Annotated in this window: 28 protein-coding genes and 2 pseudogenes; 17 read left to right on the forward strand and 13 right to left on the reverse strand. The window is 68.7% G+C overall.

The genetic code is table 11. From position 1 onward, the window contains the following. Positions 1 to 272 precede the first annotated feature (272 nt). Complete coding sequence (locus tag AB0J87_RS37385; protein WP_363973284.1) at positions 273 to 479, forward strand: hypothetical protein; 207 nt, start codon at positions 273 to 275, stop codon at positions 477 to 479. 480 nt (positions 480 to 959) lie between these two features. Here the strand turns inward: AB0J87_RS37385 and AB0J87_RS37390 are convergent, their stop codons facing one another. Next, positions 960 to 1,514 carry a hypothetical protein gene (locus tag AB0J87_RS37390; RefSeq protein ID WP_363973287.1) on the reverse strand — a complete coding sequence of 185 codons (555 nt, stop codon included), beginning with the start codon at positions 1,512 to 1,514 and terminating at the stop codon, positions 960 to 962. Between the two features lie 73 nt (positions 1,515 to 1,587). Then, positions 1,588 to 3,894 carry a hypothetical protein gene (locus AB0J87_RS37395; protein WP_363973290.1) on the reverse strand — a complete coding sequence of 769 codons (2,307 nt, stop codon included), beginning with the start codon at positions 3,892 to 3,894 and terminating at the stop codon, positions 1,588 to 1,590. A gap of 146 nt (positions 3,895 to 4,040) precedes the next feature. On the opposite strand from AB0J87_RS37395, the gene AB0J87_RS37400 reads away from it, so the two are divergent. Further along, complete coding sequence (locus AB0J87_RS37400) at positions 4,041 to 4,220, forward strand: hypothetical protein (RefSeq protein ID WP_363973293.1); 180 nt, start codon at positions 4,041 to 4,043, stop codon at positions 4,218 to 4,220. Positions 4,221 to 4,938: 718 nt separating this feature from the next. On the opposite strand, the gene AB0J87_RS37405 is transcribed toward AB0J87_RS37400, so the two are convergent. Beyond that, entirely contained in the window at positions 4,939 to 5,178 is a 240-nt protein-coding gene (locus tag AB0J87_RS37405) for a DUF6444 domain-containing protein (RefSeq protein ID WP_363973295.1), read from the reverse strand. A gap of 102 nt (positions 5,179 to 5,280) precedes the next feature. Here AB0J87_RS37405 and AB0J87_RS37410 point away from each other — a divergent pair, with 102 nt between their 5' ends. The 7 genes from AB0J87_RS37410 to AB0J87_RS37440 all read left to right on the forward strand — a co-directional run bounded on the left by AB0J87_RS37410 (position 5,281) and on the right by AB0J87_RS37440 (position 9,552). After that, on the forward strand, positions 5,281 to 6,024 hold the full coding sequence (locus AB0J87_RS37410; RefSeq protein WP_363973298.1) for an alpha/beta hydrolase: 744 nt from the start codon (positions 5,281 to 5,283) through the stop codon (positions 6,022 to 6,024). Between the two features lie 165 nt (positions 6,025 to 6,189). Beyond that, positions 6,190 to 6,732 carry a hypothetical protein gene (locus AB0J87_RS37415; RefSeq protein ID WP_363973301.1) on the forward strand — a complete coding sequence of 181 codons (543 nt, stop codon included), beginning with the start codon at positions 6,190 to 6,192 and terminating at the stop codon, positions 6,730 to 6,732. A 125-nt stretch (positions 6,733 to 6,857) separates the two neighbouring features. Further along, positions 6,858 to 7,598 carry a hypothetical protein gene (locus AB0J87_RS37420; protein ID WP_363973304.1) on the forward strand — a complete coding sequence of 247 codons (741 nt, stop codon included), beginning with the start codon at positions 6,858 to 6,860 and terminating at the stop codon, positions 7,596 to 7,598. A gap of 332 nt (positions 7,599 to 7,930) precedes the next feature. Beyond that, on the forward strand, positions 7,931 to 8,113 hold the full coding sequence (locus AB0J87_RS37425) for a hypothetical protein (protein ID WP_363973307.1): 183 nt from the start codon (positions 7,931 to 7,933) through the stop codon (positions 8,111 to 8,113). A gap of 376 nt (positions 8,114 to 8,489) precedes the next feature. Further along, on the forward strand, positions 8,490 to 9,068 hold the full coding sequence (locus AB0J87_RS37430) for a hypothetical protein (RefSeq protein ID WP_363973310.1): 579 nt from the start codon (positions 8,490 to 8,492) through the stop codon (positions 9,066 to 9,068). A gap of 88 nt (positions 9,069 to 9,156) precedes the next feature. Beyond that, positions 9,157 to 9,288: a hypothetical protein gene (locus AB0J87_RS37435; protein WP_363973313.1), complete on the forward strand. Its 132-nt coding sequence runs from the start codon at positions 9,157 to 9,159 to the stop codon at positions 9,286 to 9,288. Between the two features lie 6 nt (positions 9,289 to 9,294). Continuing rightward, positions 9,295 to 9,552, forward strand: a complete 258-nt coding sequence (locus tag AB0J87_RS37440) for a hypothetical protein (RefSeq protein WP_363973316.1) — start codon at positions 9,295 to 9,297, stop codon at positions 9,550 to 9,552. A gap of 180 nt (positions 9,553 to 9,732) precedes the next feature. Here the strand turns inward: AB0J87_RS37440 and AB0J87_RS37445 are convergent, their stop codons facing one another. The 3 genes from AB0J87_RS37445 to AB0J87_RS37455 form a co-directional block, all read right to left on the reverse strand. Next, positions 9,733 to 11,244: an FAD-dependent monooxygenase gene (locus AB0J87_RS37445; RefSeq protein ID WP_363973318.1), complete on the reverse strand. Its 1,512-nt coding sequence runs from the start codon at positions 11,242 to 11,244 to the stop codon at positions 9,733 to 9,735. Between the two features lie 172 nt (positions 11,245 to 11,416). Further along, positions 11,417 to 12,310: an RNA polymerase sigma factor SigJ gene (gene sigJ, locus AB0J87_RS37450; protein WP_363973321.1), complete on the reverse strand. Its 894-nt coding sequence runs from the start codon at positions 12,308 to 12,310 to the stop codon at positions 11,417 to 11,419. Further along, on the reverse strand, positions 12,307 to 13,506 hold the full coding sequence (locus AB0J87_RS37455) for an FAD-dependent oxidoreductase (protein WP_363973324.1): 1,200 nt from the start codon (positions 13,504 to 13,506) through the stop codon (positions 12,307 to 12,309). Before AB0J87_RS37455 ends, sigJ begins: the two co-directional genes overlap by 4 nt. A gap of 163 nt (positions 13,507 to 13,669) precedes the next feature. Between AB0J87_RS37455 and AB0J87_RS37460 the strand changes: the two genes are divergently transcribed. From AB0J87_RS37460 to AB0J87_RS37470, 3 genes are all read left to right on the forward strand, one after another. After that, a complete protein-coding gene (locus tag AB0J87_RS37460) occupies positions 13,670 to 13,843 on the forward strand; it encodes an Rmf/CrpP fold protein (RefSeq protein ID WP_363973327.1) in 174 nt (57 codons plus the stop codon). 341 nt (positions 13,844 to 14,184) lie between these two features. Beyond that, positions 14,185 to 15,048 carry a metalloregulator ArsR/SmtB family transcription factor gene (locus AB0J87_RS37465; RefSeq protein WP_363973330.1) on the forward strand — a complete coding sequence of 288 codons (864 nt, stop codon included), beginning with the start codon at positions 14,185 to 14,187 and terminating at the stop codon, positions 15,046 to 15,048. Next, on the forward strand, positions 15,045 to 15,644 hold the full coding sequence (locus tag AB0J87_RS37470; RefSeq protein ID WP_363973333.1) for a dihydrofolate reductase family protein: 600 nt from the start codon (positions 15,045 to 15,047) through the stop codon (positions 15,642 to 15,644). The genes AB0J87_RS37465 and AB0J87_RS37470 overlap by 4 nt, the downstream gene beginning before the upstream one ends. Before the next feature lie 42 nt (positions 15,645 to 15,686). On the opposite strand, the gene AB0J87_RS37475 is transcribed toward AB0J87_RS37470, so the two are convergent. The 4 genes from AB0J87_RS37475 to AB0J87_RS37490 form a co-directional block, all read right to left on the reverse strand. Next, positions 15,687 to 15,956: a hypothetical protein gene (locus tag AB0J87_RS37475; protein ID WP_363973336.1), complete on the reverse strand. Its 270-nt coding sequence runs from the start codon at positions 15,954 to 15,956 to the stop codon at positions 15,687 to 15,689. Positions 15,957 to 16,163: 207 nt separating this feature from the next. Continuing rightward, a complete protein-coding gene (locus tag AB0J87_RS37480) occupies positions 16,164 to 16,844 on the reverse strand; it encodes a tyrosine-type recombinase/integrase (protein ID WP_363974053.1) in 681 nt (226 codons plus the stop codon). Then, a complete protein-coding gene (locus AB0J87_RS37485; RefSeq protein ID WP_363973339.1) occupies positions 16,845 to 17,201 on the reverse strand; it encodes a hypothetical protein in 357 nt (118 codons plus the stop codon). A 90-nt stretch (positions 17,202 to 17,291) separates the two neighbouring features. After that, a complete protein-coding gene (locus AB0J87_RS37490; RefSeq protein WP_363973342.1) occupies positions 17,292 to 17,765 on the reverse strand; it encodes a DoxX family protein in 474 nt (157 codons plus the stop codon). Between AB0J87_RS37490 and AB0J87_RS37495 the strand changes: the two genes are divergently transcribed. The 4 genes from AB0J87_RS37495 (at position 17,764) to AB0J87_RS37510 (ending at position 21,332) form a co-directional block, all read left to right on the forward strand. Continuing rightward, positions 17,764 to 18,360, forward strand: coding sequence for a TetR/AcrR family transcriptional regulator (locus AB0J87_RS37495; RefSeq protein WP_363973345.1), 597 nt, complete (start codon positions 17,764 to 17,766; stop codon positions 18,358 to 18,360). The two genes, AB0J87_RS37490 and AB0J87_RS37495, sit on opposite strands and share 2 nt — an antisense overlap. Positions 18,361 to 18,440: 80 nt before the next feature. Next, complete coding sequence (locus AB0J87_RS37500; RefSeq protein WP_363973348.1) at positions 18,441 to 20,087, forward strand: FAD-dependent monooxygenase; 1,647 nt, start codon at positions 18,441 to 18,443, stop codon at positions 20,085 to 20,087. Beyond that, the gene (locus AB0J87_RS37505; protein ID WP_363973351.1) at positions 20,084 to 20,947 is read left to right on the forward strand and encodes an SAM-dependent methyltransferase; all 864 of its coding nucleotides are present in this window, start codon (positions 20,084 to 20,086) and stop codon (positions 20,945 to 20,947) included. The genes AB0J87_RS37500 and AB0J87_RS37505 overlap by 4 nt, the downstream gene beginning before the upstream one ends. A gap of 211 nt (positions 20,948 to 21,158) precedes the next feature. Further along, positions 21,159 to 21,332 carry a hypothetical protein gene (locus AB0J87_RS37510; RefSeq protein ID WP_363973354.1) on the forward strand — a complete coding sequence of 58 codons (174 nt, stop codon included), beginning with the start codon at positions 21,159 to 21,161 and terminating at the stop codon, positions 21,330 to 21,332. A gap of 54 nt (positions 21,333 to 21,386) precedes the next feature. On the opposite strand, the pseudogene AB0J87_RS37515 reads toward AB0J87_RS37510, so the two are convergent. Next, positions 21,387 to 21,886: pseudogene (locus AB0J87_RS37515) on the reverse strand (Tn3 family transposase). Continuing rightward, a pseudogene (locus AB0J87_RS37520) lies at positions 21,820 to 22,128 on the reverse strand (Tn3 family transposase); the annotation flags it as partial. The pseudogenes AB0J87_RS37520 and AB0J87_RS37515, both read right to left, overlap by 67 nt. Positions 22,129 to 22,205: 77 nt before the next feature. Between AB0J87_RS37520 and AB0J87_RS37525 the strand changes: the two are divergent. Next, positions 22,206 to 22,598, forward strand: a complete 393-nt coding sequence (locus AB0J87_RS37525; RefSeq protein ID WP_363973357.1) for a hypothetical protein — start codon at positions 22,206 to 22,208, stop codon at positions 22,596 to 22,598. Here the strand turns inward: AB0J87_RS37525 and AB0J87_RS37530 are convergent. Next, on the reverse strand, positions 22,564 to 23,331 hold the full coding sequence (locus AB0J87_RS37530; RefSeq protein ID WP_363973360.1) for a hypothetical protein: 768 nt from the start codon (positions 23,329 to 23,331) through the stop codon (positions 22,564 to 22,566). The two genes, AB0J87_RS37525 and AB0J87_RS37530, sit on opposite strands and share 35 nt — an antisense overlap. Positions 23,332 to 23,486: the final 155 nt, after the last annotated feature.

Below are 23,486 nucleotides of genomic sequence, written 5' to 3' on the forward strand. Positions count from 1 at the left end.
CGTCGTTGGCGTTCCGACCTCGACGAAGCTCGACCGCGCCGAAGGCAAAGGCAGGGGAGAGTTCGAACGCCTTCTATGGCCGATCCGCTGATGGAACGGGGCGGCGCGTCGACGGCACCGCCGCCTGCGCGGAGCGTGTCTGGCCGTGGCCGGACACGCTTGCGCCTGTGGCCGAACATAGCCGCCTGTGAGTCGATGGCGGGCTTGCCTCTTCGCCTACAGGGTGCGCACACTGAGCGGTGACCCCTTCCCGAAAAGAGGCGAGATCAGCAGTGAAAGCATGGATCCTGCTCGTCGGCGGTGTGCTGTTCGCCCTGCTGGGAGCGGTGTGGACGCTGCAAGGGCTGGGCGTTCTGGGCGGCAGCGTGATGAGCGGCGTCACCGCGTGGGCGGTCATCGGCCCGGTGGTGGTCATCGTCGCCCTGGTTGTCGCCGTCATTGGGGTACGAGGCTTGGCCAAGCGGCAGCCTCGCGACTGATCTACACCACGTTAAAAGAGGCTCGTCCCCCAGCGACACCGGCATAGCCGACGCTCACGGGTCATCCATCGGTGTCGACAGCGGCTGGCTTCGTCGGCGCGCGACGCCAATCCCCTTGAATTGATGGCTGGCAGGCGCGCGGAGCCCCCGGACGGCTACGGCCGGGTCGGGGCTCGCAGACCACAGACCTCTCGCCGCATGGACGGGCCCCACGACCTCATCCCATGCCGGGTAGGTCACAGCCCAAGTACGGCTGGAAGGGGCAGCCGGTTGACATAAAAGCACTTAGCGAGCAACGCGACCTGCGGAAACGCTCGATCCAGCGTTATCGCGCCGCAGGGCGCCTGACTCATCCCCGAACGCCCGGACCGAAACCGGCCCTCTACGAGTGACACCATCGCGCACGGTGACCCTCGGCGACGCCGCTCGTTGGGGCCGTGTGGCGCGATCCTTACCGGCAGGCCTTGATGCTGAAGTTGTTCATCGAGGCGGGCATATGACGTTCGGCAGTTCTGGTGGCAGGCCGCGGCGCTCGTCTTCGCTGAGGTCGCGTCCGAGAACGTCGCACAGGTGACGCTGCCAGAGTGCGGGGTCGAGCCGGAACAGGTCAATGAGCCCACGGACTGGTGTGCTCCTCAGTAGGGCTTTCCCATCGCGGGTCGTTGCCAGGAAGATCTGCTTGTCCGCGAAGTCGTAGGACTCGATGTCGATACGACCGGCGTCCGCCACGCTTATGAAACGCACGGAGTTCCCGTTGGCGAGGAAGAATTGGGGATCTCCCCAGCCCCCGATCTGCGATTCGTTCACCGTCACCGGTCCGAGCGGGCCCAGCACCTTTTCCGGTCGACGGCGGTCTTGCACCGACCACAGCTCGACCATGGAACCTCTGGTCGCGACGATGGCGAAGCGACCACTACGGCTGACTCTGCCGGTGAGCAGGTCGGGGCCCAGTTGGACCCGCAGGTCCGGGTTCTCCGTGGCCGTCTGGAGATTCACAGCGCGCAGAGTATGGTCGGCCAGGCTCACGATCTGCACGTACCCTGGCTCGGGGTACGGCAGTGGGGTGAAGTAGGCGGGGTCGACCCCGTCAATGCGGAGATCGCGTATGTCAAGGGGGTTCGACAGGCGCCGCGGCCATCCTGTCGTTGCCCCACTCTGCGGCGAAGGTGACCTGCGTGAGTTCGCCGCCGTGCAGCCGGTGTGCCGGGCCCAGGATGATGTCGTGTGCGGTGGGGTGCACCTCGTGCCAGAACACCGAGAGCGAGCCGGACAGGTCCTCCAGCACGTAGGCGATGCGCCGCCCGTCCCGGCTGACCAGGGGAGAGAACGCATTGCCGAGGAGGTTGAGATGCTGACGCAGCACCTTCCCCCCGGCCTGGCGGGCGAACAGCGTCGCGCGACCGAATTTGGATGTCGCCAACGTCACCGAGCCGTCTGAGCTCATTGCGACATCCTCTATGGGCCCCTGGACACCGCTCAGCACCCATGCGGCGTCTTTGAACTGGTCGTATCGGCGCAACAGCGCGCTGCGGGCTTCCTGCGTCGGCGCGGTCTTGTAGGCCGCGACAGCGGCCAGGGCGGCCAGCCCTGGGTCGTTCTTGGCCATTTCTTCCGTGAGGCTGGCCAGCGCGCGTGAGCGCCCCTCCGCCGCCCGCTCCGCGCTGACCCGCATCTGGGCGATCGCCGTCATCGCCGTGTCAGTGACGGTGATGAGCAGGACAGCCAGCACCGCGCTCAGCACCGTGCGGTTGCGGGCGCGCCGGCGGGCTGCCTCCCGCTCGGCCAGGTCTTGCCGGATGCTGGCGTCGAGGAAGTCACGGGCGTCGTTCCCGAGCCTGTCACCGTCGTCTCCGCTGGCGTCCTGCGCACTTGCCAACCGCAGACCCCGATACAGGTAGGCCGCATCGCGACCCTTGCCAGCCCACGCGCGGGCGTCCCGGTCGAGCTGCTCCCGTACCAGCAGCGCATCCCGGTCTTCCTCGATCCAGTCGCGCAACTGCTTCCAGGCCCGGATCAGCGCCTCGTGGGTGAACTCGGCCGTGCTGCCGGCGCTGTCCGCGCAGACACCGTCCCCGGTCCAGTTCACGGTCACCAGCCGGTGCTCAACGAACCGATCGAGGACCTGGCGGGCCACGCCATGTCCGGCACCGTCCTCGGGCCCGAGCAACTCGGCCAGCGGCACCTTGCGGCGCGAGGGCTCGCTGCCCTCGCCGAGATGGACCAGCCGCGTCAGCAACCTCCGGGCCCGGTCGCGGTTGGCCAGGCCCACCTTCTCCAGCGCGGTGTCGGCGGTGCGGGCCAACGACGTGCTGACCCCACCGGTCGCCTGATAGCCCGCCAGGGTGAGCTTGCGCCCCTCCCGGCGCCCCCATGTCGCGCGCAGGGTGTGCGACAACAACGGCAGGACGCCACTGGGATCACTGGAGATCGCGGGGAGAACCGTGCCGCCGGTAGAGGCAACTCCCAGGTCCTCCACAATCCGCTCCGCCAGCCCGCCCTCCAACGTGAGCTCCACGCGTTCGGCGGGCTTCTCGATGACCTCACGCAGCTGCGCCGTGCTCATCGGCCCGACCACGACCGGACGGGCCAGGGCCGGCGCCAGCTCGGGATAGGCGGCGCAGTGGCCGAAGAAATCGGCGCGCATCCCGAGCACCACCACCGCCGCGGATGCCCCTTGCGCGGGGGCGCAGGCGGCGTGCAGCGCCTGGATGAAAACCCGGCGGTCGTCCGCGTCGGCACGGGTGGTGAAGAGCTCCTCGAACTGGTCGACAATCAGGAGTCTGCACTGGGCCCGCGTCAGCAGATCGTGCAGCAGAGCGGGCTTGTCGGCCAGGCGATCCCGGACGTCGTCTGGAGCCTCCTGGCCGCAGAACCGCTCGGCGAGAACCCGGACGGAGTCACCGCGGGACTGTTCGGAAGTCCCGGTCGGCGTGAGGATCACGTGACCCTCCGGCCAGGCCTTGTCGGCGGCGGGGATGAGACCCGCCCGCAGCAGCGACGACTTGCCCGCTCCCGAGGGCCCGGTCACCAGCAGCGGCCCGTCCCGCCCGATCTGCGCCGACACCTGATCCCACAGCACGCGGGTCAGATCCCGGCGCCCGAAGAAGTACTGCACGTGTTCGGGCTCGAAGGCTTCCAGACCTCGATACGGGCACCCGTCGTCAGCCCGGCCGGCGCGGGCATGGGCCTGCTTCCAGGCACCCAAGTCGGCTTCGGTGACCCCGACAACGCCCAAGACCTTGCGCAGGGTCGTCCACCGCGGGAAGCTCCTGCCGCTGACCATGTCGTGCACGGTCGCCACGCCGGAGCCCGCCGCGGTGGCCACATCCAGGTAGCTGCCTTCGAACTCCTCGAACAGCTGGCGCAGCGCCGCGTGCAGGTCCGCACGGCTGTTGATCCTGGCCGGGCCGGCCATCAACCCTCCCGATGGAGGCGTCTTTCGGTTCGGCTATTCGGTTTCGTTCGGGATCGTAGAGCTGTCCGTCATCTGCTATTTGCCGGTTTCTGCGAATGTGCGATACCGGATGCGTCTGAATACGGCCGGGCCTGACCGTGGACGTCATGACCACCACGATTCTCACCACGATCGGCGCGACCGTCCTGCTCCTGCAGACCGCCGCCCGCATCCCGCCCGCCGTCACCGATCTCCTCCGCGCCCTCATTCCCGTACGCCAAGCGCTGCGCGAACTCCTGCACCGGCCGCAATCGTCCCAGCAGCCCCCACCCCCACCAGAGCACTAACAGCCACCTCCGTGTCCACCAGCAACCACGCCTGTTCCTCCGGCGCGTTGACCTGGGTAGACAGGGTCAGACACAGCCACTCACACGCGCACGCGCGAAGACCTGGCTGGAAAATCCAGAAACGGGCTCGCTCACGGCCCGGTCCGGGTGGGCGCCGACATTGACGCCGGCACCCCTCGTATCGCGCTCCGCCCACGGCCGCCGGGCAACGCCGCGGACGCTATCCCGCCGATACCCCGGCTCGGCGGCACGAGCAAACGCACGAGAGACCCCCGAGCCCACAGCGACATAGACCGAGCAGATCACCCCAAAGGTACTGAAGCGGAAACAGCAAGCATCGACCGGTGTGAGGATATTGTGCTCTCGACCGTTCCGGGGGCTCCGGAATCGCGTGACGTTGCAGAGGCATGGCCTGGGCAGTACCCGTTGGCGACAATCAGCCGTCCACGGGCGGCGGTGTAGGCAGCGGGGTGCGTGGCGGGGACCACGCCTTGGCACGTCGGGCAGATGTCCGGCTGGTCGGCTGTCATGAACGCCCTTTCAAGGACGTGGAGCGAACGGTGAGAGACACGCTCTGGGTCCACGGCTTCTGTCCCGAGAAACGATAGCCGGATGTCTCGCCGGACAACGCGCCGGGTCGTCAACGGGGACACCGTGGACAACTAGGAAATCTACTTTGTAAAGGGCGCCGGATTGAGACAAGATCTCATTTAGAAGATCACAGTGACACGGGCTTCGCCCGTACATCACCCAAAATCAGGGACCCATTGGGGCCGTTGGAAGGCGGTACCGAGGAGTTGCCGGAGTTGCGCTTCTGCCGGCGTTCCAGCTCCGCCACCCGCACGCTCAGCTCACTGCCGGCAACCGGGTCCTCGACGAACGGCTCAAGGCCGCTCGCTTCAACGTCCGTTTCCAAGAGCGGCGAATCGCCTACCATGAAGCCCGCCTTCTCGACCACGGATCGGGGACGTGGTAGCTGTCGCCACTGCATCACGGCCTGCGGCAGCCGAGGGGCGGAATCGGGTTGCAGGGGCGGCCGCCGGGCCGGGAGAGTGCCACGATGACGGAGATTCTTCTCTTGCCCGGCGGTGGGCGGAGGTCCACGGACTGGCGGCTCGCTGCGCCGTTGCTGGAGGCAGCGGGGCTACGCACGGTGGCAGTCGAGTTGCCGGATCTAGGCTCGTGGTCTTGGGCTGGAGCCGTCGAGTCCGTGGGTGAGGCGATCAACGACCACGGCTTGGAGCATCCTGCCGTGGTCGGGCACTCGCTGGGCGGCATCGTCGCGGCCCTGTGGGCCTCAGAGCATCCCGAGTGCCCGCTCGCGGTCAATCTGGACGGGCATACCAATCCCACCGGGCCCTTCGATGGAGTCGACCCGGTCGGTGCCGAGCACACAATGCGCGCGTTCCTCGCCGAACAGACGGCGGGCGATCCGGAAATGACCCACTTCATCGCGCAGATGGACGCGCTCGACCTCGTCGCCGTCTACCGGGCGGCCCGCTGTCCCCTCCTCGTCGTCTCCTCCAGCGGCTCGGACCTGAGTGCGATGTTGCCCCCGGCCGTCTCGGTGGCCTTCGACGCCTACGTCCGCGGCTTCGCTCGCGAACTGAGGACGGCCGCCGCGCAGACTCCGCTGCTCTGCCTCGCCGACCTGGCCACCGGCCACGACATGCACCTGGAGGCCCCGCACGAAGTGGCGCGCCTCATCCTCGGCCATCTGAGCTCCGTAGCCGGGAGACTCGAGCTTGCCGCGCCGACCCGAGCAATCGTCGTACGCGCACCAGCATGCCGTCGGAGCATCTGATCACGAGTTGAGCACTTCACCGGCGAAGCCCGCATCCATGGCGTTGAAATCGGACCCATGCGCCCTCTGGACGTGTGGACAAACGCCGAACTTGCCAGGCCCGTTGCGCCGCCTGAGCCCTCGGGTTGGCGGCCCTTGTGGTGGGGCTTGCCCGCTGGGTGGGATGTGCCGATCTACTCGGCTGATCTGAAGGGCTGGGTGTCCCACGAGGCGTTTCGCCGTTATGGCAAGCTGTGGCCGGCCGTACCGGCCGAGTTGGCCACCGCGGAGCATCTGGCCGCGTGCGGGCCGCGGCCGCGCAACGCGCTGGGGCCCGACGCGTTCCTCATCGGTCCTGCCTACGTGAACGGGCATCCGGCTTCCGTGCCCCGGTCTGTACAGAACGCCGCCGTCGACGACCACCATCTCCTCGTGGCCGCATCTTTGGGTATCCCCGGCAAGTTTCCATGCATCGTCGACCGTTACCCGGTACGTGCCCTGTATCGACGCAAACAGGCGCTGCCTCATGGCCGACCGCCCACGGCAGCCGAACGTGCCGAGGATCGCTGGGATGCGGCCGCGTGGGCTGCGAGCGTGCTGGCCGATCCCGACAGCGTCATCCTGGAAGTCGGCACCTGGGGAGAGATCGACGACTCCATCGATGGTCCGCAGGAGCGCGCCATGCTGTGCGACCTGGCGATCTACAGCAGCACGGGCGAGCCCTGCTGAAGACACTGGTCAACCCACTTCCCGGCGAAGTTCTTCCGGCCGCGGACCTAGCACGGCACCACGTCACGCCCAAGCAGGTGCGGGCCGCCCCGTCCTTCCGTGAGATTCATGCCACGGTGGCCGCGATGCTGCAGGGACGCCAGGTCGTGTGCCTGGACCGGGCCCGCACCTACGGCGTCTTGTTCTGCGAGCTGGAATTGCGCGCCGGTGACGGCATCCATTGCGACTTTAACGGCGAGTTGCTGCCCGGGCACAAGGTCATGCTCCACAGGTTGAGCCATACCCGGTTCGCTTGTCTGCGCCTGGCCCGCTCACGATTCATCGGTCAGTGGGACAACCGATGCCAGCCCCAGCTCGCCGGCCGGGTGACGGATTCGGCCCGGGCGTTCGAGCGCGCGCGAGCGGCGCTGCAGACGCTGGCGGCGATGGCCGCGGCGGCCCCGAGCCAGTACCGGCAGTGGTGCCTGCAGGCCGAAGCCGCCGAGCGCACCAGCCGCGATCAAAGGCGGACGTTGATCGTCCGCGAGCAGCGAGCCAGGCAGGCCAGAACTCGCAAGGCTGTCCTGGAGCGCAGCGGCGGCTGGTGTGAGAATCCCACCTGCACCGACACCGGATACCGGCACGATGTCACCGATGCCGGCGGCCCGCTGCTGGAGGTCCATCACGCCGACGGGGACCCTGCCGCCGCGTTCGCCTGCGGAGCCCGTGACCATCCGTCCACCATGCTGGCCCTGTGCCGCAATTGCCATGGCCTGGTCACCCACGGCCGCAACCGCGCCGCGCTTAACCTGGTCTTCGCCGCAGCGGCGAAGGAAGCACATCAGCGACTCTGGGCGCATGCAGCGCGCTCAGGAGCGTCGGGTTGATCTCAACGACAATCGGGGCGCCCCGGTCAGGCCCATGGGAGTGCGGGCTGGGGAGCCGGTGGGCGAGACGGGTAATCGTGCTGTCCCGACGGCTTTGAACGAGGAAGCGGAGCGGCTGGCAGCGACGACGGCCCTGCAATCGCGGTGCGGGGAGTCCCAGGGGAAGTACACGCCGATCTGGTGGTTGACGTGCTGGTCCTCCATCCGGGCGAGGGTGTTGCGGGTGACCGGACCGCCCACGGCAAAGCCGCCGGCCATCAGGTGGGCGCCGCCGCTCCGCTCGGCGGTGGATCACGCGAGGTGTGGGAGGCCGGTGACCCCTGCACACCGTAATGCTGGAGCACATCCTCGACCGCGGCCCCGACGGGGCACGCGAGGCCATGCGACGCCGCCTCGGCCTGACCGAGGAGTTCTACGCGCCAGCCAACCTCGCGGAGGTCATCGAACACGGCCTCGCCTCGCCCGAGACGCCCTCCGCCGACGACCTGAGGGCGGACCTGCGCACGCCCTCATGACGCCGCACTGCCCCGCTCGCACCCTTGCGTCACTGATGCCGGCACCAACGTGGGGGCGGGTCAGCCGGCGGCGCGGGAGGTGTCCTCCCACTCGGCCCAGGTCTGCAGTCGCTGGGCGTACACGGCCTTGGCGATGTCGAAGGCCGGGCCCGACAGCAGCAGGCGCAGCGGCGGCTCGGCGGCGTCGGCGGCGGCGCGGGTGTGGCCCGGTCCGGGTGATGGGCGTGCCGGACCGGCGCCGGGCGGGCCAGCCCGTATGGGCCGGGCCCACGGTGCCCAGCGGGTCGCCGGCGGCCACGACCCAGTACGCGCCGTCCTCGGAGTCGGGCTTGACGACCCGCACGGCGGCCAGCTCGGCGTCGCTGTACCAGCGGGCGTGCTGGGACGGGTCGGCGTCGGCTTGCAGTCGGGCGGTCGCCGCGGCGGCCTGGGCGACGGTGAGCTGCGCGCGTACGTCGCTGAGCTGATCCTTGGCGGCGGCGAGGTCCTCGCGCAGGCGGTCGGCATCGCTCACATGCTGCTGGCGGGCCCGGTCCAGCTCGGCGCGGGCCTGGCGCAGGCGTCGGCGGCGGCTTCGGCGGTGGTCTTGGCCTGCTCTGCGGGCCGTGGTCTGGGCGCGGTACTGATGGGACAGCGCAGCGCGAACTCCACACTCATGATCGTCTTGTCTGCCGAGGGAATGGATCGAGAACGGGTGACGGTCGAGCAGTTCCACGCCGCGCGTGCCAAGGAAGATCACGCCGGTCCGGCGAGCAGCCCGGCGAGGGTCGTCAGGGGGTTCAGCCCACATAAGGTCAAAACCCACATTTGGTGGATCATGAAGGGGTGTTGGAGTGCTCTTCCTCGCACCACGCGGGGCACTGTTTCATCTGATCGGGCCTCATTCCGGATGGATCGTCACTGCGTTCCAGCGTGCTGGCATGCCGTCGCCATGGCACTCCACCGCGGTCGCTGACCTGCCGCAATCAGCATGCCGCCATAAGGGGCGAGCTCTATGATCAGGTTCGTCCTGATCGTTGAGATTCGGGGAAGATGTCAATCTCATGCGCCGCGACATGGTCCTTCCGGGTGGCGTCGCCCTTGGCGTCGGCGCGTTCGTCCTCTTCTACCGGGGCCCGGGACAACCGTTCGTCCGCGGTTACGTGAGCGACGTCGGCGCCACCATGCTGGTCTAGGCGTTCTTGGGGCTGCTGTGGCGCACCACCGCCGCACGCCGCGCCCTGGCCACGGCCGCGATCGCCGCCGCCGTCGAGTTCTACCAAATAGTCGGCATGACCCCGCCGGGGATCCGCGGTGTCCTGGTCGGCGCGTTCCCCGACCCATGGGACCTGGTCGCCTATGCCATCGGTGTGGTCACGGCCCTGGCCTGGGAACGCCGATCGGTCCGATCCGATGATCAGACCGGCTGGCTCTCGGACACCACCCCACCGGCCCGCTGACGGTACGAATGCCCCCACAGCGGCGAGGTCATCGGGTTCGTCCTGCGCGGCGGCCAGCCGTTGCAAAGCAGGACGAGGTCTGGCCCATAGCGGCAGCGCTGGAACGTCATGGGCTCGATCTGGTGGCAAGGACATGGTCGAGGACCGCCCCGATGAGCTGGCTGGAGCGGGATTTGCCCACTAATCCGGGGTTGGCGTGGCCCACGGGGCGGGCCGGTGGCGTAGTTGCGCACCGTGAAAGCCGGCCGGGCCGAGCCACGTCGTGAGGGCGGTCCGGAGCGCGTCGGAGTCCGGCCGCTCGCCGGCGCGGGTGACCCAGGCGACATGTCCGTCGGGACGGATGAGTACGGCGTCCGCGTCCAGATCGGAGCCCTCGGCAAGACGGGCGCGAACGAGATCGACTCGGTCCGCCCAGCCGGTCGCGACGCTGTCGAGCGGTGGGAGACCGCCAAGATCCAGCAGAACCGCACGGGCGCGGTGCAGGAGTTCGTAGACGCGGCCGCGGTCGAGATCGAGATCCGGGATCCGGCGGCCGAGAAGGTCGTCCGTCCCCTCCATCGGATACCTGACGTCGGTCGCCGTGATCATGCCGGCCAGGCGCAGCCGTACCTCGTCGATGCCGATGAGGTCGCCCAGCACCTCGCGCAGAGCTGAGGTGTGGTCGTCCACCCGCCACAGCGCGGTCTGGGCGCGGGTGTTGTGCAAGACGCGGGCGGCGACTGGGTGGCGTTCGGCGTGGTAGGTGTCCAGCAGCAGGTCAGGGGCCTGGCCGCGGACGACGGCGGCGAGCTTCCAGCCGAGGTTGACCGCGTCCTGCACGCCGGTGTTCAGGCCCTGACCGCCCGCCGGGAAGTGGACGTGCGCCGCGTCGCCGGCCAGGAGAACCCGGCCTGCGCGGTAACGGTCGGCCTGGCGGGCCGCGTCGCCGTGCCGGGAGAGCCAGCGCGGCGAGTGCATCCCGTAGTCCGTCCCGGCGATCTTGAGCATGGCCTTGCGGAGGGTCTCCAGAGCCATCGGTGCGTCCCGGTCCGCGACGTGATCGAACTCGTTGGTCAGCACCCGGTACCAGTCCGGGCCGTACGACAGCACCGAGAACCTGCCGTGCTCGCGCCGCTCCTGGAAGATGTCGGCCGCGGGCGGCTCGGCGAGCTCGACGTCGCCGAGCATCGCGGTCATCGTGGCCGGGGTGCCGGGGAAGGCGATGCCGGCGAGCCGGCGCACGACGCTACGGCCGCCGTCGCAGCCGACGAGGTAGTCCGCCCGGACGCGCGACCCGTCCGCGAGCTCCACCGTGACACCCGTTTCGTCCTGGGTGAACCCCGTCACCTCGGCGCCGCGGCGCAGCCGTGCCCCCAACTGCGCCGCGCGCTCCTCCAGCAGCCGTTCCACCTCGGCCTGCAAGATGAGCAGAGCGTACGGATATCGCGTCGCCATATCGGATAGGTCGAGACCGAGTCCGGAGAAGTGCACGTCCTGCCGCGGCCGTCCGCGCTCGAGGAACCCGTCGAGCAGACCCCGCTGATCGAGCACCTCCATCGTGCGGATGTGCAGGCCTCCGGCCCGCGATTCCACCGTTCGAGGCTCCGGGAGCCGCTCGAGGACGAGCACATCGATGCCGGCGAGCCCCAGCTCGCACGCGAGCATCAGCCCGGTCGGCCCCGCTCCGGCGATCACTACCTGTGTATCGGTCATGGTCAACTCCTTGGTCGTCCTTCAGTCGAATTGGTCAACACACGCAAAGAGGCGGAGACGCGTTCATCGACCGCCACAGGACGTGTCTCCTGCGGCGGCGCATCTGCAGCGGCAACTTCGCTTGCGCCAGACATGTGCGATCGCGACCTACTGCGCTGTGGCTTGCCGACTCCTACCGGCTGATCTGACGCGGAACCGTCAGGGCGAGGAGTTTGTCCGGGTTGCGGATGACGTAGAAGTTGGTGATCTTCCTGTCGCCGACCTCGAACAGGCAGACGCCTACCAGGTGATCGCCGTCGTAGGCGGCCATCGCGGGCGCGTTGTTGCAGTTGACCATCTCGATCCGCGAGTCCGGCAGCCGCCCCACGCGGAACAGTTCCGTGACAAGCACGGCCACTTTCGCCGCGCCCACCACCGGCTGGCGCGCCGCGGTGACCTTGCCGCCGCTGTCGGCGGTCCACGTGGCGTCCGGCGCGAGCAGCGAGAGCAGCCCCTCCATGTCACCGGTCGCCGCCGCGGACATGAACTGCTCGGTGATCTGCGTGGTCGTCCCAGCGTCGACGGGGTCGAAACGTCTACGCCGCGCCTGTACGTGCCCGCGGGCTCGGTGCGCCATCTGGTGCACCGTCGCCACGGACTTGCCCACCGCTGCGGCGATCTCGTCGTAGTCGAACCCGAACACCTCGCGTAGCACGAACACCGCGCGTTCATTGGGGGTGAGCGTTTCGAGCAGTACGAGCATCGCCATCGACACCGACTCGGCGAGCACCACATCGGCCGACGCGTCGTTCTCCTCCAGCAGCAGCGGCTCGGGCAGCCAGGAGCCGATGTACTCCTCGCGACGGCGCGTGCTCGCCCGCAAGGCGTTGAGCGCCTGCCGGGTCACCAGCCGCGCCAGATACGACTTGGTGTCCCGCACCGCCGCGAGATCCACCTTGGCCCACCGCAGATAGCTGTCCTGCAGCACGTCGTCGGATTCGGTCGCCGAGCCGAGGATCTCGTACACGATCGTGAACAGCAGCGGCCGCAACACGGTGAACCGCTCGGCGTGCTCGTCGGCGCTCACGGGGAGGTGACCGCCCGCGCAGCGGAGGCCGACTGGTCCGGGCGCGGGCCACCCTTGGGCCAGCCCATGGAACCGGGCTTGCGTGCCTCGCCGCGGATCCTCTTCGACACCACGAACTTGCAGGTCACTTCCTTGATTATTGCGCCCATGCGGCCGGGGATGTAGACGTTCACGGCGGTGTCGTCCTTACCGGCGATCTGTCTGATGCCGGCGTGCCGGCCGAGGCTGACGCACGCGCCCGTGAAGGCCAGATTGATCATCGCCGGTTCGGTCCCCGCGATGCGGCTCAGCACGGTGTCGGCGGCCTGCGCTCCGAGCGGCCCGGCGGCGTAGCCGCTCATCCGCAGCGGCTGGCCCGACGGTGCGGCGGCGTCCCCGGCCGCGACGATGCGGTCGTCGTCGATGCTGGTCAGCGTCTCGTCGGTGAGCAGCCGCCCGAGCGCGTCGGTGCGCAGCCCGCTCGCAGCCGCCAGCTCCGGCAGTCCGAAACCGGCCGTCCAGATGGTCAGTGCGCTCGGACGTACCACACTGTCGGCAGAACCGTCGGCCAGGACGACCGCGTCCGGCCGAACCTCGGTCACCGCGCCGCCCTCGAGCACGGCGACATCATGGCGGGTCAGCCATTTGGCGACGTATCGGCGCCCCCCTGCGCTCAGGTAGGGCGCCAGGGTCCGGCCACACACCAGCGTGACCTTGCGCCCTTGTTCGGCCAGTTCGGCGGCCGTCTCGACGCCGGTCAATCCGCCGCCAACCACAGTGACCGGAGCATCGAGGGGCAACTCCTCCAGCCTGGCGCGCAGCCGCTGCGCGGACTCCAATTCCGCGATGGGCCAAGCGAATTCGGCCGCGCCTGGCACCGAGGGGACCGCGCCGGTGCTGCCGACGGCGTAGATGATGTAGTCGTAGTCCAGCGCGCGGCCCGACGCCAGCCGCACGGTGCGGGCGGCGGTGTCAATGCGCGTTGCGCTGTCGACGACCAGTTGGATGCCCTCGCCGAGCAGCGTGCCGTAGTCGATCGTGGCGTCGCCGGTACGGGCCACGAACTGGTGCAGCCGGATGCGTTCGACGAACTCCGGGCGGGGATTGACCAGAGTGATGTCAACGTTGTCGCGCATCCGCAGACGGTTGGCCGCCAGCGTTCCGGCGTAGCCGCCACCGATGACCACGACCTTGTGGGATGTGTTGTGTTCGGTCATGCCCTCAAGACACCGGGGATCACAGCTACATGACAGGACGCGACGTGACATGCGTCACTCCACTCAGGAGCGCGGAACACATGCTCGCGGCAGAGCCTTCGGCCCATCCCAACCGTGACACAGAACTTCCGTTCGTCTACGTCACAGCTGGAAAGGGCGCAGCATGGGCACGCGCGAGGACAACACTAAGGCAGTCACGGCCGGCCGCGAAGCAGGCCGCCGCGGCGACCCGCCAACCGTCTGCCCCTACCCGGGAACGTCGACCCTGCGCACCGCGTGGATCCGGGGATACGCCGAACAGCGCCCCCTGCCCAGGCCGGCCGACCGCGACGAGTAGCACGCCCACCGACACCGGCGCCGCACCGCGCCACCCCGCAGACCCAAGGGCCCGCCACCGGCGGGCCCTTTCGCATGCCCGCGACGGCCGGGCTTCTCGATGGTGATCGGGCCCGTTGATGGCATGGGCCTGGGGAGGAACTCCGACGTGCGTACCGACTGGGAACAGGAATGAGCTGATCAGCAGGTGGACCCTGGTCCTGGCACCCCGCCGCCGTACCCACTGATCAACCGAGTGGCGGCTCGCCGGAGCTATGGGAGTTCCGGGCCTGCTCGGCCGATTCCCGGCTCACCCAAACTATTCCTTGACACGAATATTCGTTATGGCGAATACTTCTGCCTATGGAGACAGCGGACGCACTTCTCATCGCACTGGCCGACCCGGCCCGCTGGCGGCTAGTGACCCTGCTGGCCGAGCGGCCCCGCTCGGTCGGCGTCCTCGCCCAGCTCGCCGAGGCGCGCCAGCCGCAGACGACCAAGCACCTGCAGACCCTCGAGCGCGCCGGCGTCGTCACCTCCCAGCGCACCGGCCAGCGCCGCGTCTACGCGCTCCGCTCCGCTCCGCTGCGCCACCTGGCAGCGGCGCTCAGCCGGCTCGCCGACACCGCAGAGCAGGCCGGCGGCCCGCGCGAGACCTACGACCGGTACGGGCTCAGCCTCCAGGCGGAGCGACTCGCCGCGGAGGAGCCGGGGTGGGCCGACGGCCGCTCGTTCAGGTTCCTCCGGTCGCTGACGCAGCGCCCCGAGCTGATCTGGCGCCACCTCACCGAAACGCCCCTGCTCGCCCGCTGGTGGACGCCCGACGACCTGCGCGTCTCCGAACTCGTCTTCGAGGCGCGACCGGGTGGACGGATCGTCCTGGAATACCGCGACGCCGAGGACGCCGACGGCTCCGACCTGGTCGCCGGGCGCGCGCAGGGAGTCGTCGACGATGTACGCCCCGGCGAGCGCCTCGCCTACCGCTCCTCCCCGATGCTTCCCAGCGGCGACATCGCCTTCACCACCCACGTCGCCTTCGACCTACGGCCCACCGACACCGGCACCGACCTCGACGTTCAAGTTCAGATCACCGACAGCACCGTCGACTCCGCGGACTTCATCGCGGGCATCGAGATCGGCTACGGCCAGACCCTCGACAAGCTTGCGGCGACCCTCACCACGTACAACACCGACACGCACAACACCAATACAAGGAGCACGAAATGACGAACACGACCGGTCGCAGGGTGACCGCGAACCTGAGCCTCACCCTCGACGGACGCTACAACGGTCCCGGCGGGCCCGGCGATTTCGCCGCGTTCGCCCCGTATGTAACCAGCGACGTCGCCCGCAACCACATGACCCGCATGTGGGAGCACGCGACGACGGTACTGCTCGGCCGGATCAACGCCGAGGGATTCCTGGGTTACTGGCCGTCGGTCGCCGAAGACGACAACGCCGATCCGCGCGACCGCGGATACGCCAAGTGGCTGGTCGACACGGAAAAGGTAGTCTTGTCGACCACCCTGACCGACGCACCGTGGGAACGCGCCCGCGTGGTGAACGCCCCCGCCGCAGACGTCGTCACCGAGCTCAAGACCAGCGGTGAAGGCGACATCCTCGTCAACAGCAGCGCCAGCATCATCAAGCCACTCCTGTCGGCAGACCTGCTCGATCGGCTCTACCTCATGATCTTCCCCGAGATCGCCGGAGGCGGCCAACGACTGTTCGACGACGGCCTGCCGGCTACGAAATGGACGCTCACCCGCCAGGAGACCGGCGAGCTGGGCGAACTCGCCATGGTCTACGACCGATTCCGCTGAGCCAGCACGTCAGCGCAGCCCGTAAACAGGCTGTGGGAACGGTCAACTCTCCGCCGAGCCAACGTTCGCGGCCACCTTGGCGACCACTTTCTCGACCACTTTCTCGACCGCCTTCAGCGCGGCGGCCAAGCGCTCACGATCGCCCGGTTCCAGGGCGGCCTCGCCGAGCTGGTGTGCCAGCAACTCCAGATGTGTGGCGAAGCGCCTGCAGGCGTCAGCGGCAACGTCGACCGGGTCGTGGGTGGGTGGTCCCGGGGGCTCAGTGGCCTTGGCCGAAAATCCAACGAACCCGCCGCTGACCTGCGTTAACACCGGCTCTTAGGTGGGTTGATCGGCACGCTGGACGCCTGCTTGGAGAGGGTTGTCAACCCCGATCCATCCGCTGGTGGAGCGTTCAGGCCCTGGAACTATCGGGAGCGGCCCCGAGCACAGGACCGTCGGGCAGCAACAGCGGAGAATCCAACGAACCCACCCGTGGCCAGCGGAGCCTTCGGGATTCGCGGATCGGTCAGCTCCCGGTCATCGGTGTTTGCGTCGGGCGGCGGCGGGGTCGCGGGAGGCGACGTGGTCGGCCACGGCGTCGACGCCTGGCCGGGCGTACCGCTCCAAGGAGCGCACCGAAGCATGCCGGGAACGGGCGAGCAGGGTCGGGGTGTTCGTGCCGTCCTCAGCCTCATGCGTCAGCGCCGAGTGGCGGAGCTGGTGGAGGGTCCATCCGCCGAGCAGTTCGAGTTCGTCGGGGCCGGTGACGCCAGGATTGGCCAGAGCGCGGGTGTGGAACTCGAACAGTTCGGCGGCGCGCCGGTAGGACAGGCGGGCCCGGCCGGTGGTCCGGCATTTGTCCCTGGTGGCGGTGCGGGCGGGGGCTTTGCGGGTGGTGAGGAACACCGGCCCGGTGTTGCGGCCCTTGGTGAGGCGGGGCAGGAGTTGGGCGGTGCCGGACTGCCAGTGCACCCAGTCGGTCGCGCCGCCCTTGGAGACGACCTTGCCGCGTTTGTCGTCGGGCAGCAGGTCGTCGACGTCGAGGGTCAGAATCTCCTCCGCCCGTGCGCACGTCTCGTACAGCATCCGCCACAGCGCCTGCTCCCGCAGCGCGACCTTCAACGCGAACAGGTCGGCGATCTGGTCGCGGGATAGGGCCTTGGTGCGGTCGGGCGGCGCGGGCCGGCGTTCGATGCCGGCGATGGGGATGGCCGTCAGTCAGCCGCGGCCGCGCCACCAGGCGACGGCGGCCTTCATCACCGACAGCTCGCGGTTGACCGTGTTCGGGTCGACCAGGCGTGCCCGCTCGACGAAAGCGGCGGTGATCGCCTCGACCGCGCCGGGCGCGTTCAGGTCGGCGAATGCAACGACCGGCGGCACGGCGCGGCGGCGGTTGACGCCGAGCGGCGCCTGCTCGCCGCGGGCGAGCCACGCCCACGTGGTGAGGGAGATCTTGTAGGCGCGCTTGGACGACGCGCCGATCCCTGCGGAGCGGAGGTAGGCCTCGACCGCGTCGGCGTAGGTCTCGGGTTCGTCGCGGCCGAGGGGGATCACCTCGGCGGCGCTCGCGCTCATGGTTCGCGACCCTCCCGTCCTCCCGCAGTAAATCCGGTATTTACTGCGGCAGTCCGGGGCATGGCCCTTCTGGTTTGTGCCTGGTCATCGTTACGGCGTCAGCAGCAGCAGCATCGTGGTTGCCCCGGCGACCACTGCCAGGAGCACGGGAGCCGTGGCGTGGGAGCGGTGGCGCCGATGGGCGAAGTCGCGGGCGCGCACGTGATAGCCGATCGCGCCGATCAGCAGCAGCGTGAGACCGGCCGCTGCCGCTACGGCGATCGGCCTCCACAGGAGGCCAGCCACAAGCCCCAGGGCACCGGCGATCTCCAGGACGCCGATGGTTCGGGTCATCGCCGAGCCCACGCCGAGCCGCAAGAGGTTGGCGGTCACCTGAGGGCGCAGCAGCAGCTTTTGAGCGCCGGCGAGCAGGAAGACAAGAGCGACCAGAGCGCTCAGTGTGGTGGCGGCGAACGACATGGCATGAACCCTTCCAACAAAGAACGAATGTTCCTTCACTATGGCGTGGGCGGCGAAGTTGTCAAGGACGAATGTTCGTTCTACGTTCTGTCCCATGGCACGCATGCCCAAAGAACATCTCGAAGCCCGCCGCCGCCAGATCCTGGACGCCGCCCGCCGCTGCTTCCTTCGCAACGGCTTCCACGCCACGTCCATGCAGGACGTGCTGGCCGAGGCGGAACTGTCGGCCGGAGCCGTCTACCGCTACTTCAAGAGCAAGGACGACATCATCGCTGCGACCGCCTCCGAAGCTCTGGCCGAGGTCGCTTTGGCGTTCGAGGCGGACGACGCGACGCCGCCGGATCTGGACGACATCGTCGACCTCGTGCTGGGCGTCGGCCGTCCGCCGCTGTCCGGCTCACGCGAGTCCGCGCAGTTGCTGGTCCAGGTGTGGTCGGAGGCGCTGCGCTCGCCGTCGTTGTGCGCGAAGCTGAAGGAGGTCATGCAGGAGGCGCGCAGCGTGGTCGGCGGCCTCGTGGCCCGCCACCAGCGGCGCGGGCTTCTGCCTGCGGACGTCCCGGCGGGGCATGTGGCCGATGTCCTGGTGGCGCTTGTGGACGGGTTCCTGGTGTTGCGTGCGGTGTACGGCCACGCGGATCCGGCGGCGTTCAGGAGTGGGCTGAAGGCCCTAATGTCGGCGTCGGCGCAGACCGGCCAATAGAGAACGAACATTCGCTCTTGACGCTGGCGTTGGGGTCGTGCTGTTCTAAAAGAACGATCATTCGTTCTAGGGATGGATCCGTGACAGTGAACGCTGACATCCTCATCGCCGGTGCGGGACCGACCGGCCTGGTGCTGGCCATAGAGCTGGCGCGCAGAGGCGTGATCCCGCGCGTCGTCAACGCCGAAAGCGCCGACCACCGAGAGAGCCGGGCGGTCTCCATCGTGGCTCGATCGCTGGAAATGCTGGACGACCTCGAGCTGGCCCAGGCCGCCCTCGACCGAGGCGTCCCGCTGCACACGCTGAACTTCTACCAGGGCACGACGACCCTGGCCGAGATGGACGTGACAGCCGTGGACTCCTCGTTCCCGCTGGACCTGTGCATCCCGCAGTGGCAGACGGTCGCGCTGCTGCGTGAGCGCGCCGAGCACCTCGGGGTCACCGTCGAATGGGGCACCCGCCTGCTCGGGCAAGAGGCGGACGAGCACGGCGTCAGCGTGGAACTCGAGCACGGGGACGGCCGCCGCGAGCGGTATCGAACAGGCTGGCTGATCGGTGCCGACGGCGCCCACAGCACCGTTCGCGAGACGGCGGGCATCGGCCGGGCAAAGACCGATCTGAAGCGGGGCTTCATCCTGGGCGACGTCGCCGTGGACTGGCCGCTGACGCGGGACCGTTTCCACGTCTACTTCGACCGATCCGGCCTGGTGGCCGTCTTCCCCATGGTCGGAGGCTACTGGCGCATCCTGGCCAGCACGCCGGACGACCGGCCACCGCGCACCCCCGGGCTGGACGACTTCGCCACCTGGATCGCCGAACGCACCCCCCTCGACCCTGGAGTCCGCGACCTGCAGTGGAGTTCGTCGTTCGTGGCCCGCGAAAGCCTGGCCGACCGGCTCCGCGACGGCCGGATCCTGCTGGCCGGAGACGCCGCGCACAGCCACAGCCCGGTGGGCGGCCAGGGCATGAACACCGGCATGCAGGACGCCTACAACCTGGGCTGGAAACTCGCGCTCGTCGTCACCGGCCGCGCCGAGGAATCCCTCCTGGACAGCTACCAGACCGAACGCTGGCCCGTGGTAAAGGCCGTGGTAGAGGCAACCTCGACCACCACGAAGGTCGCCACCGGCACCACCCTGGTCGCCCGCAGAGCCAGACGGCACGCGCTGCGCCTGCTCGGCAGGCTCAACCCCGTGCAGCAGCGCCTGTCGAACGCCTTCGGCGAACACCTCGTCCACTACCGCGACAGCCACCTCGTCTTCCAACGCTGGCACGAGTCCCCCGCCAGGGCGTGGAGTGACATCGCCGGTACCGGACCGGAAGCCGGCGAGCTGATGCGCGACGTCTACCTCGAAAACCGCCAGGGCCCGGTCTCACTGCGGCACCTCCTCCGCACCCCCGGCCACCACCTTTTGCTGTTCACCGCGGACACCACCGACTCCACCACCCTGGCCCACTGGCAGGCCACGGCATACGAGGCGATGGCCGGGCACGGCGAGGTCCATCTCATCACCCGCGGCCACCTGCCATCCGGCCTCTCCGGCGGCGTCTTCGCCGACCTGCGCAGCGAGGCCCACAACCGCTACGGCGTCCGCCGCCCCAGCCTGTACATGATCCGCCCGGACAAATACGTCGGCTACCGCGGCGACAGCATCGACCTCGCACCCGTCAACGACTACTTCCACGCCCTGGGCACCACACCCGTAAAGGAAAAGACGACACCATGACACCGGACCCGACCGTCCCCGACAGCCTGACCGGGATCGGCGCGACCGCCTTGGGAGTAGCTCTCCTGCGCGCCCAAGAGAGCGAACGCCCGGACCGCCTGTTCGACGACCCCTACGCACGGCGCTTTCTCCAGGCCGTCGCCCCGGACTCCACTCCATGGGCCGCCGGCGCCTCACCCGCAACGGCACGTTTCCTGCAGGCGATGGCCGAACAAGTCGCCGTACGCACCCGCTTCTTCGACCGCGCGCTGCTGAACGCGACCGCGCAGGGCTGCGACCAGGTGGTCCTCGTGGCGTGCGGCCTGGACGCCCGCGCATTCAGGCTTCCCTGGCCGCCCGACACCACGATCTTCGAGCTGGACTTCGCCGACGTGCTCACGTTCAAGAGCGCCGTACTGGCTCGCCACCATGCCACCCCTGCGTGCCAGCGCATCGAAGTCGCCGCCGACCTGCGCCAGGACTGGCCACAGGCGCTGGAAGCGGCCAGCTTCGACCTGGAGCGACCGGCCGCCTGGCTGGCCGAGGGCATTCTCTACGCGCTCCCACCCAGCGCCGCAGACCTGCTCCTCGACCGGATCACCGCCGCCTCCGCCCCCGCGAGCACACTCGTCCTTGACCACGCCGAGGACTCCGAACTGCTGCGCGCCGCCCGCGCGGACATCTCCGCCGAACTCGTCGACCTGTGGCAGGGCGGCCCCGCCGAGAACCTGGACACGTGGCTCGCCAGGCGCGGCTGGCAGCCCGACGTGACGGACATCACCGAGGCCGCCACCGCCTGCCGACGCCCCGCACCGCCCGCGTTCGACCCCGACCGTGCGGACGCCGGGCGCGGCTGGCTGGCGACCGCCCAACTGGGCTGACCGTATGCCGCCGCCCGTCTCGACGCCGGACAGCGGCACACGGGTGGGCGGCTGGATCAGAGGGTGCGCTGCCCAACCAGGCCAGCCATTCGGCCCTCGTCGATGACGGTCTCCTGACCAGCCCTATTAGCCCATTCCGTCTTACTTGGTCTGCCCCCCCACTGGAACCCCGACGTCCGCGCCGGACGTCATCCAACGCATCCTCGCCGCCATGGCCGAAGCCTGCGGAACCGACACCCCCGCCCCCACCTGGTGGGTCAACTTCCGCACCATCGACGAAGGCAACTGGGGATCCAGCGGAACCGTCACCTCCATCCACGACATGCTCAACACCGGCGTCTTCACCCCAGAACGAGCCGCCGCAATCCGCGACTCACTCATCTGACGCCGACAAACGCTCAACGCCACGACCAGCCCGAACGAGGCGAAGGCGGGAGACTCAGGGGTTGAGGAGGAAGCTGGTGCCCACGTCGGTGACGGCGGTAGGTCGCAGCGGCCGCCAGCCCTCGACGAGCTTGGCGAGTCCGGCTTCGATGTCGACGGTGATGAACCCGAAGAAGTTGATGTTCTCGCGGTGGCCGGGGGCGATGAACGACAGCAGCTCATCGCGGATCTCCCGGCCCTGGGAGCGCAGCTCGGAGATCGCGACTCCGTAGTACTCGGTCGTCCAGGTGATGACGGCGTTGGTGAGCAGGGTCAGGCACCACGCCTGCTCAGTCTGGTCTTGGAAGTGGGGCGGACGATGGTGCCCTGCTGGGCGTAGTGCAGGTCCCGGCGCAGGGCATGCAGGGATTCGCCCTTGTTGAGCTGCTGGGAGATCTTCCGCCGGTACACCGGATCCGACAGGTAGCTATTAGGGCCGCGTGCAGGGTCCGGCGCATCCGCCCCCACTCCTTGAGCGCCGTCGCCAGCGTGTTCTGCCGGGACGCCGCCGACCACTTCCCGACGATCAGCGACGCGGTCGCCTCGCCGAACTTCAGTGACCCGCCCATCCGCAGCAGGTCGGGATAGCACTCGATGATCAGATCGGTGTTCCACCGGTCGGCCAGGAGCGGCCCGGCGTGCGGGTAGAGGGCGTTGGTCGCGCCGGGGGTGTCGACGCGCAGCATCGTGATCCGCCCCAAATCCCGGATCCGCGGGGTGAGGGCCTTGCCGACCAGGTCGAACAGCCCGAAGTTCACCAGGGTCGTTATGTGGACACTGTCAAGCAGCGACGTTCTCTGTCCTCATGGCGCCTTGATCGATAAGGTGTTCGGCCATGGGCGTCTTGGTCGACTACTTCACGGCAGAGTCAGATCAGTCAGCCGAACGAGCTCTGTCCGGCGGGCCCGCGCGCGTGAAGTTGCCATATGTCGACTGCAAGGGGTGGATCGACGAACTCGGAGACCTGGTAGCCGAGCTCAGCGGACGCGACGTCAGCGAGTTCGGCGACAGCGAGGTCGTCGTGGACGACAGTGAAGTATCGGGCGTGGACCGGGTGGTGCCGGAGACGGTCGCCGCGCTCGCCGCCATAGAAAATGCGCGGCTGAGTGAGTATGCCGAGGACGAGCTGCTCAACGACTACGAGATCGAACGCATCACCGCCTTGCGGGACCTGGCCCGCGAGGCGGTGCGGCTCAGCCACGGGATGTATCGCTGGATGTGCGTCTGAACGGGGCGAACAGCTCTTCGTGGAGGACGGGCGGTAGCTTGCGGCCCAGCCTCGCCGGGCTCACCAGAGCCTGATCGTCGGTCCATGCGCGCGCCGTGTCGGCGAGGAACTCCAGTGCGGAACGGGCCTCCTGGCGATGCTTCTCGTCCGGCCAGCTGTCGACCAGCGGCAGCACCGAACTCGCCCGCTCGGCGATCCGGTCGAGGAGCGCGTAGCCGGGCAGGCCGGGAAAGCGCTGAGCCCGCAGGTCGATGTGGCGGAAGGAGACGTTGTCGAGTTCGGCGGCGGTGAAGTCGTTGCCACTGAAGTCGTTGTGGTCTCTGCCAAGCACTGCCTGGTCGCGATCGGCCGGGCGGCCCCAGAAGTTGATGCTGCGTACCGGGCCGCGGAAGACGCAGTCGACGAACTCCGCCTCGCTCGTGTTCGTCTGCTGCCGCAGGCGAGACCGGTCGAAGGTGCACCCCTCGAACCGGACGTTGCCGAAGGCAGTGAACTCCGCGAATCGAGTGCGGCGGAACACGCAATCGCGAAAGACGGTCTGCGGCCGCGCGGCGCCGTCCCACTCCTGTCCGCCGCCGCCCGTGCCGGTGCTGCCCATCAACAGTTGTTCGAAGGCGGTGCCGGTGAAGTCGCAGCCGTCGAACTCGCTGCCAAAGGCAACGAAACAGGGCAACCGCATCGCGGTGAAGTCCACCTTGACCGATCTCGCGCGGTCGAAGATCACGTCGGTCACGCCGGCGGGAAATGGGAACCGCTGATCGCAGAGCTCCCCGCGAGCGATTCTCGCGCTGCGCCACTCTTCATTGGTCGGCGCGAGGGTGAACGGCTCAAACGTCTACACGTCAGGCTGCCTGAACGTAGAGATTCATGTGCGGAGTTTCGCATTCA

The organism is Nonomuraea sp. NPDC049625 (assembly GCF_040675285.1).
In the GTDB taxonomy this organism is placed as follows: domain Bacteria; phylum Actinomycetota; class Actinomycetes; order Streptosporangiales; family Streptosporangiaceae; genus Nonomuraea; species Nonomuraea angiospora_A.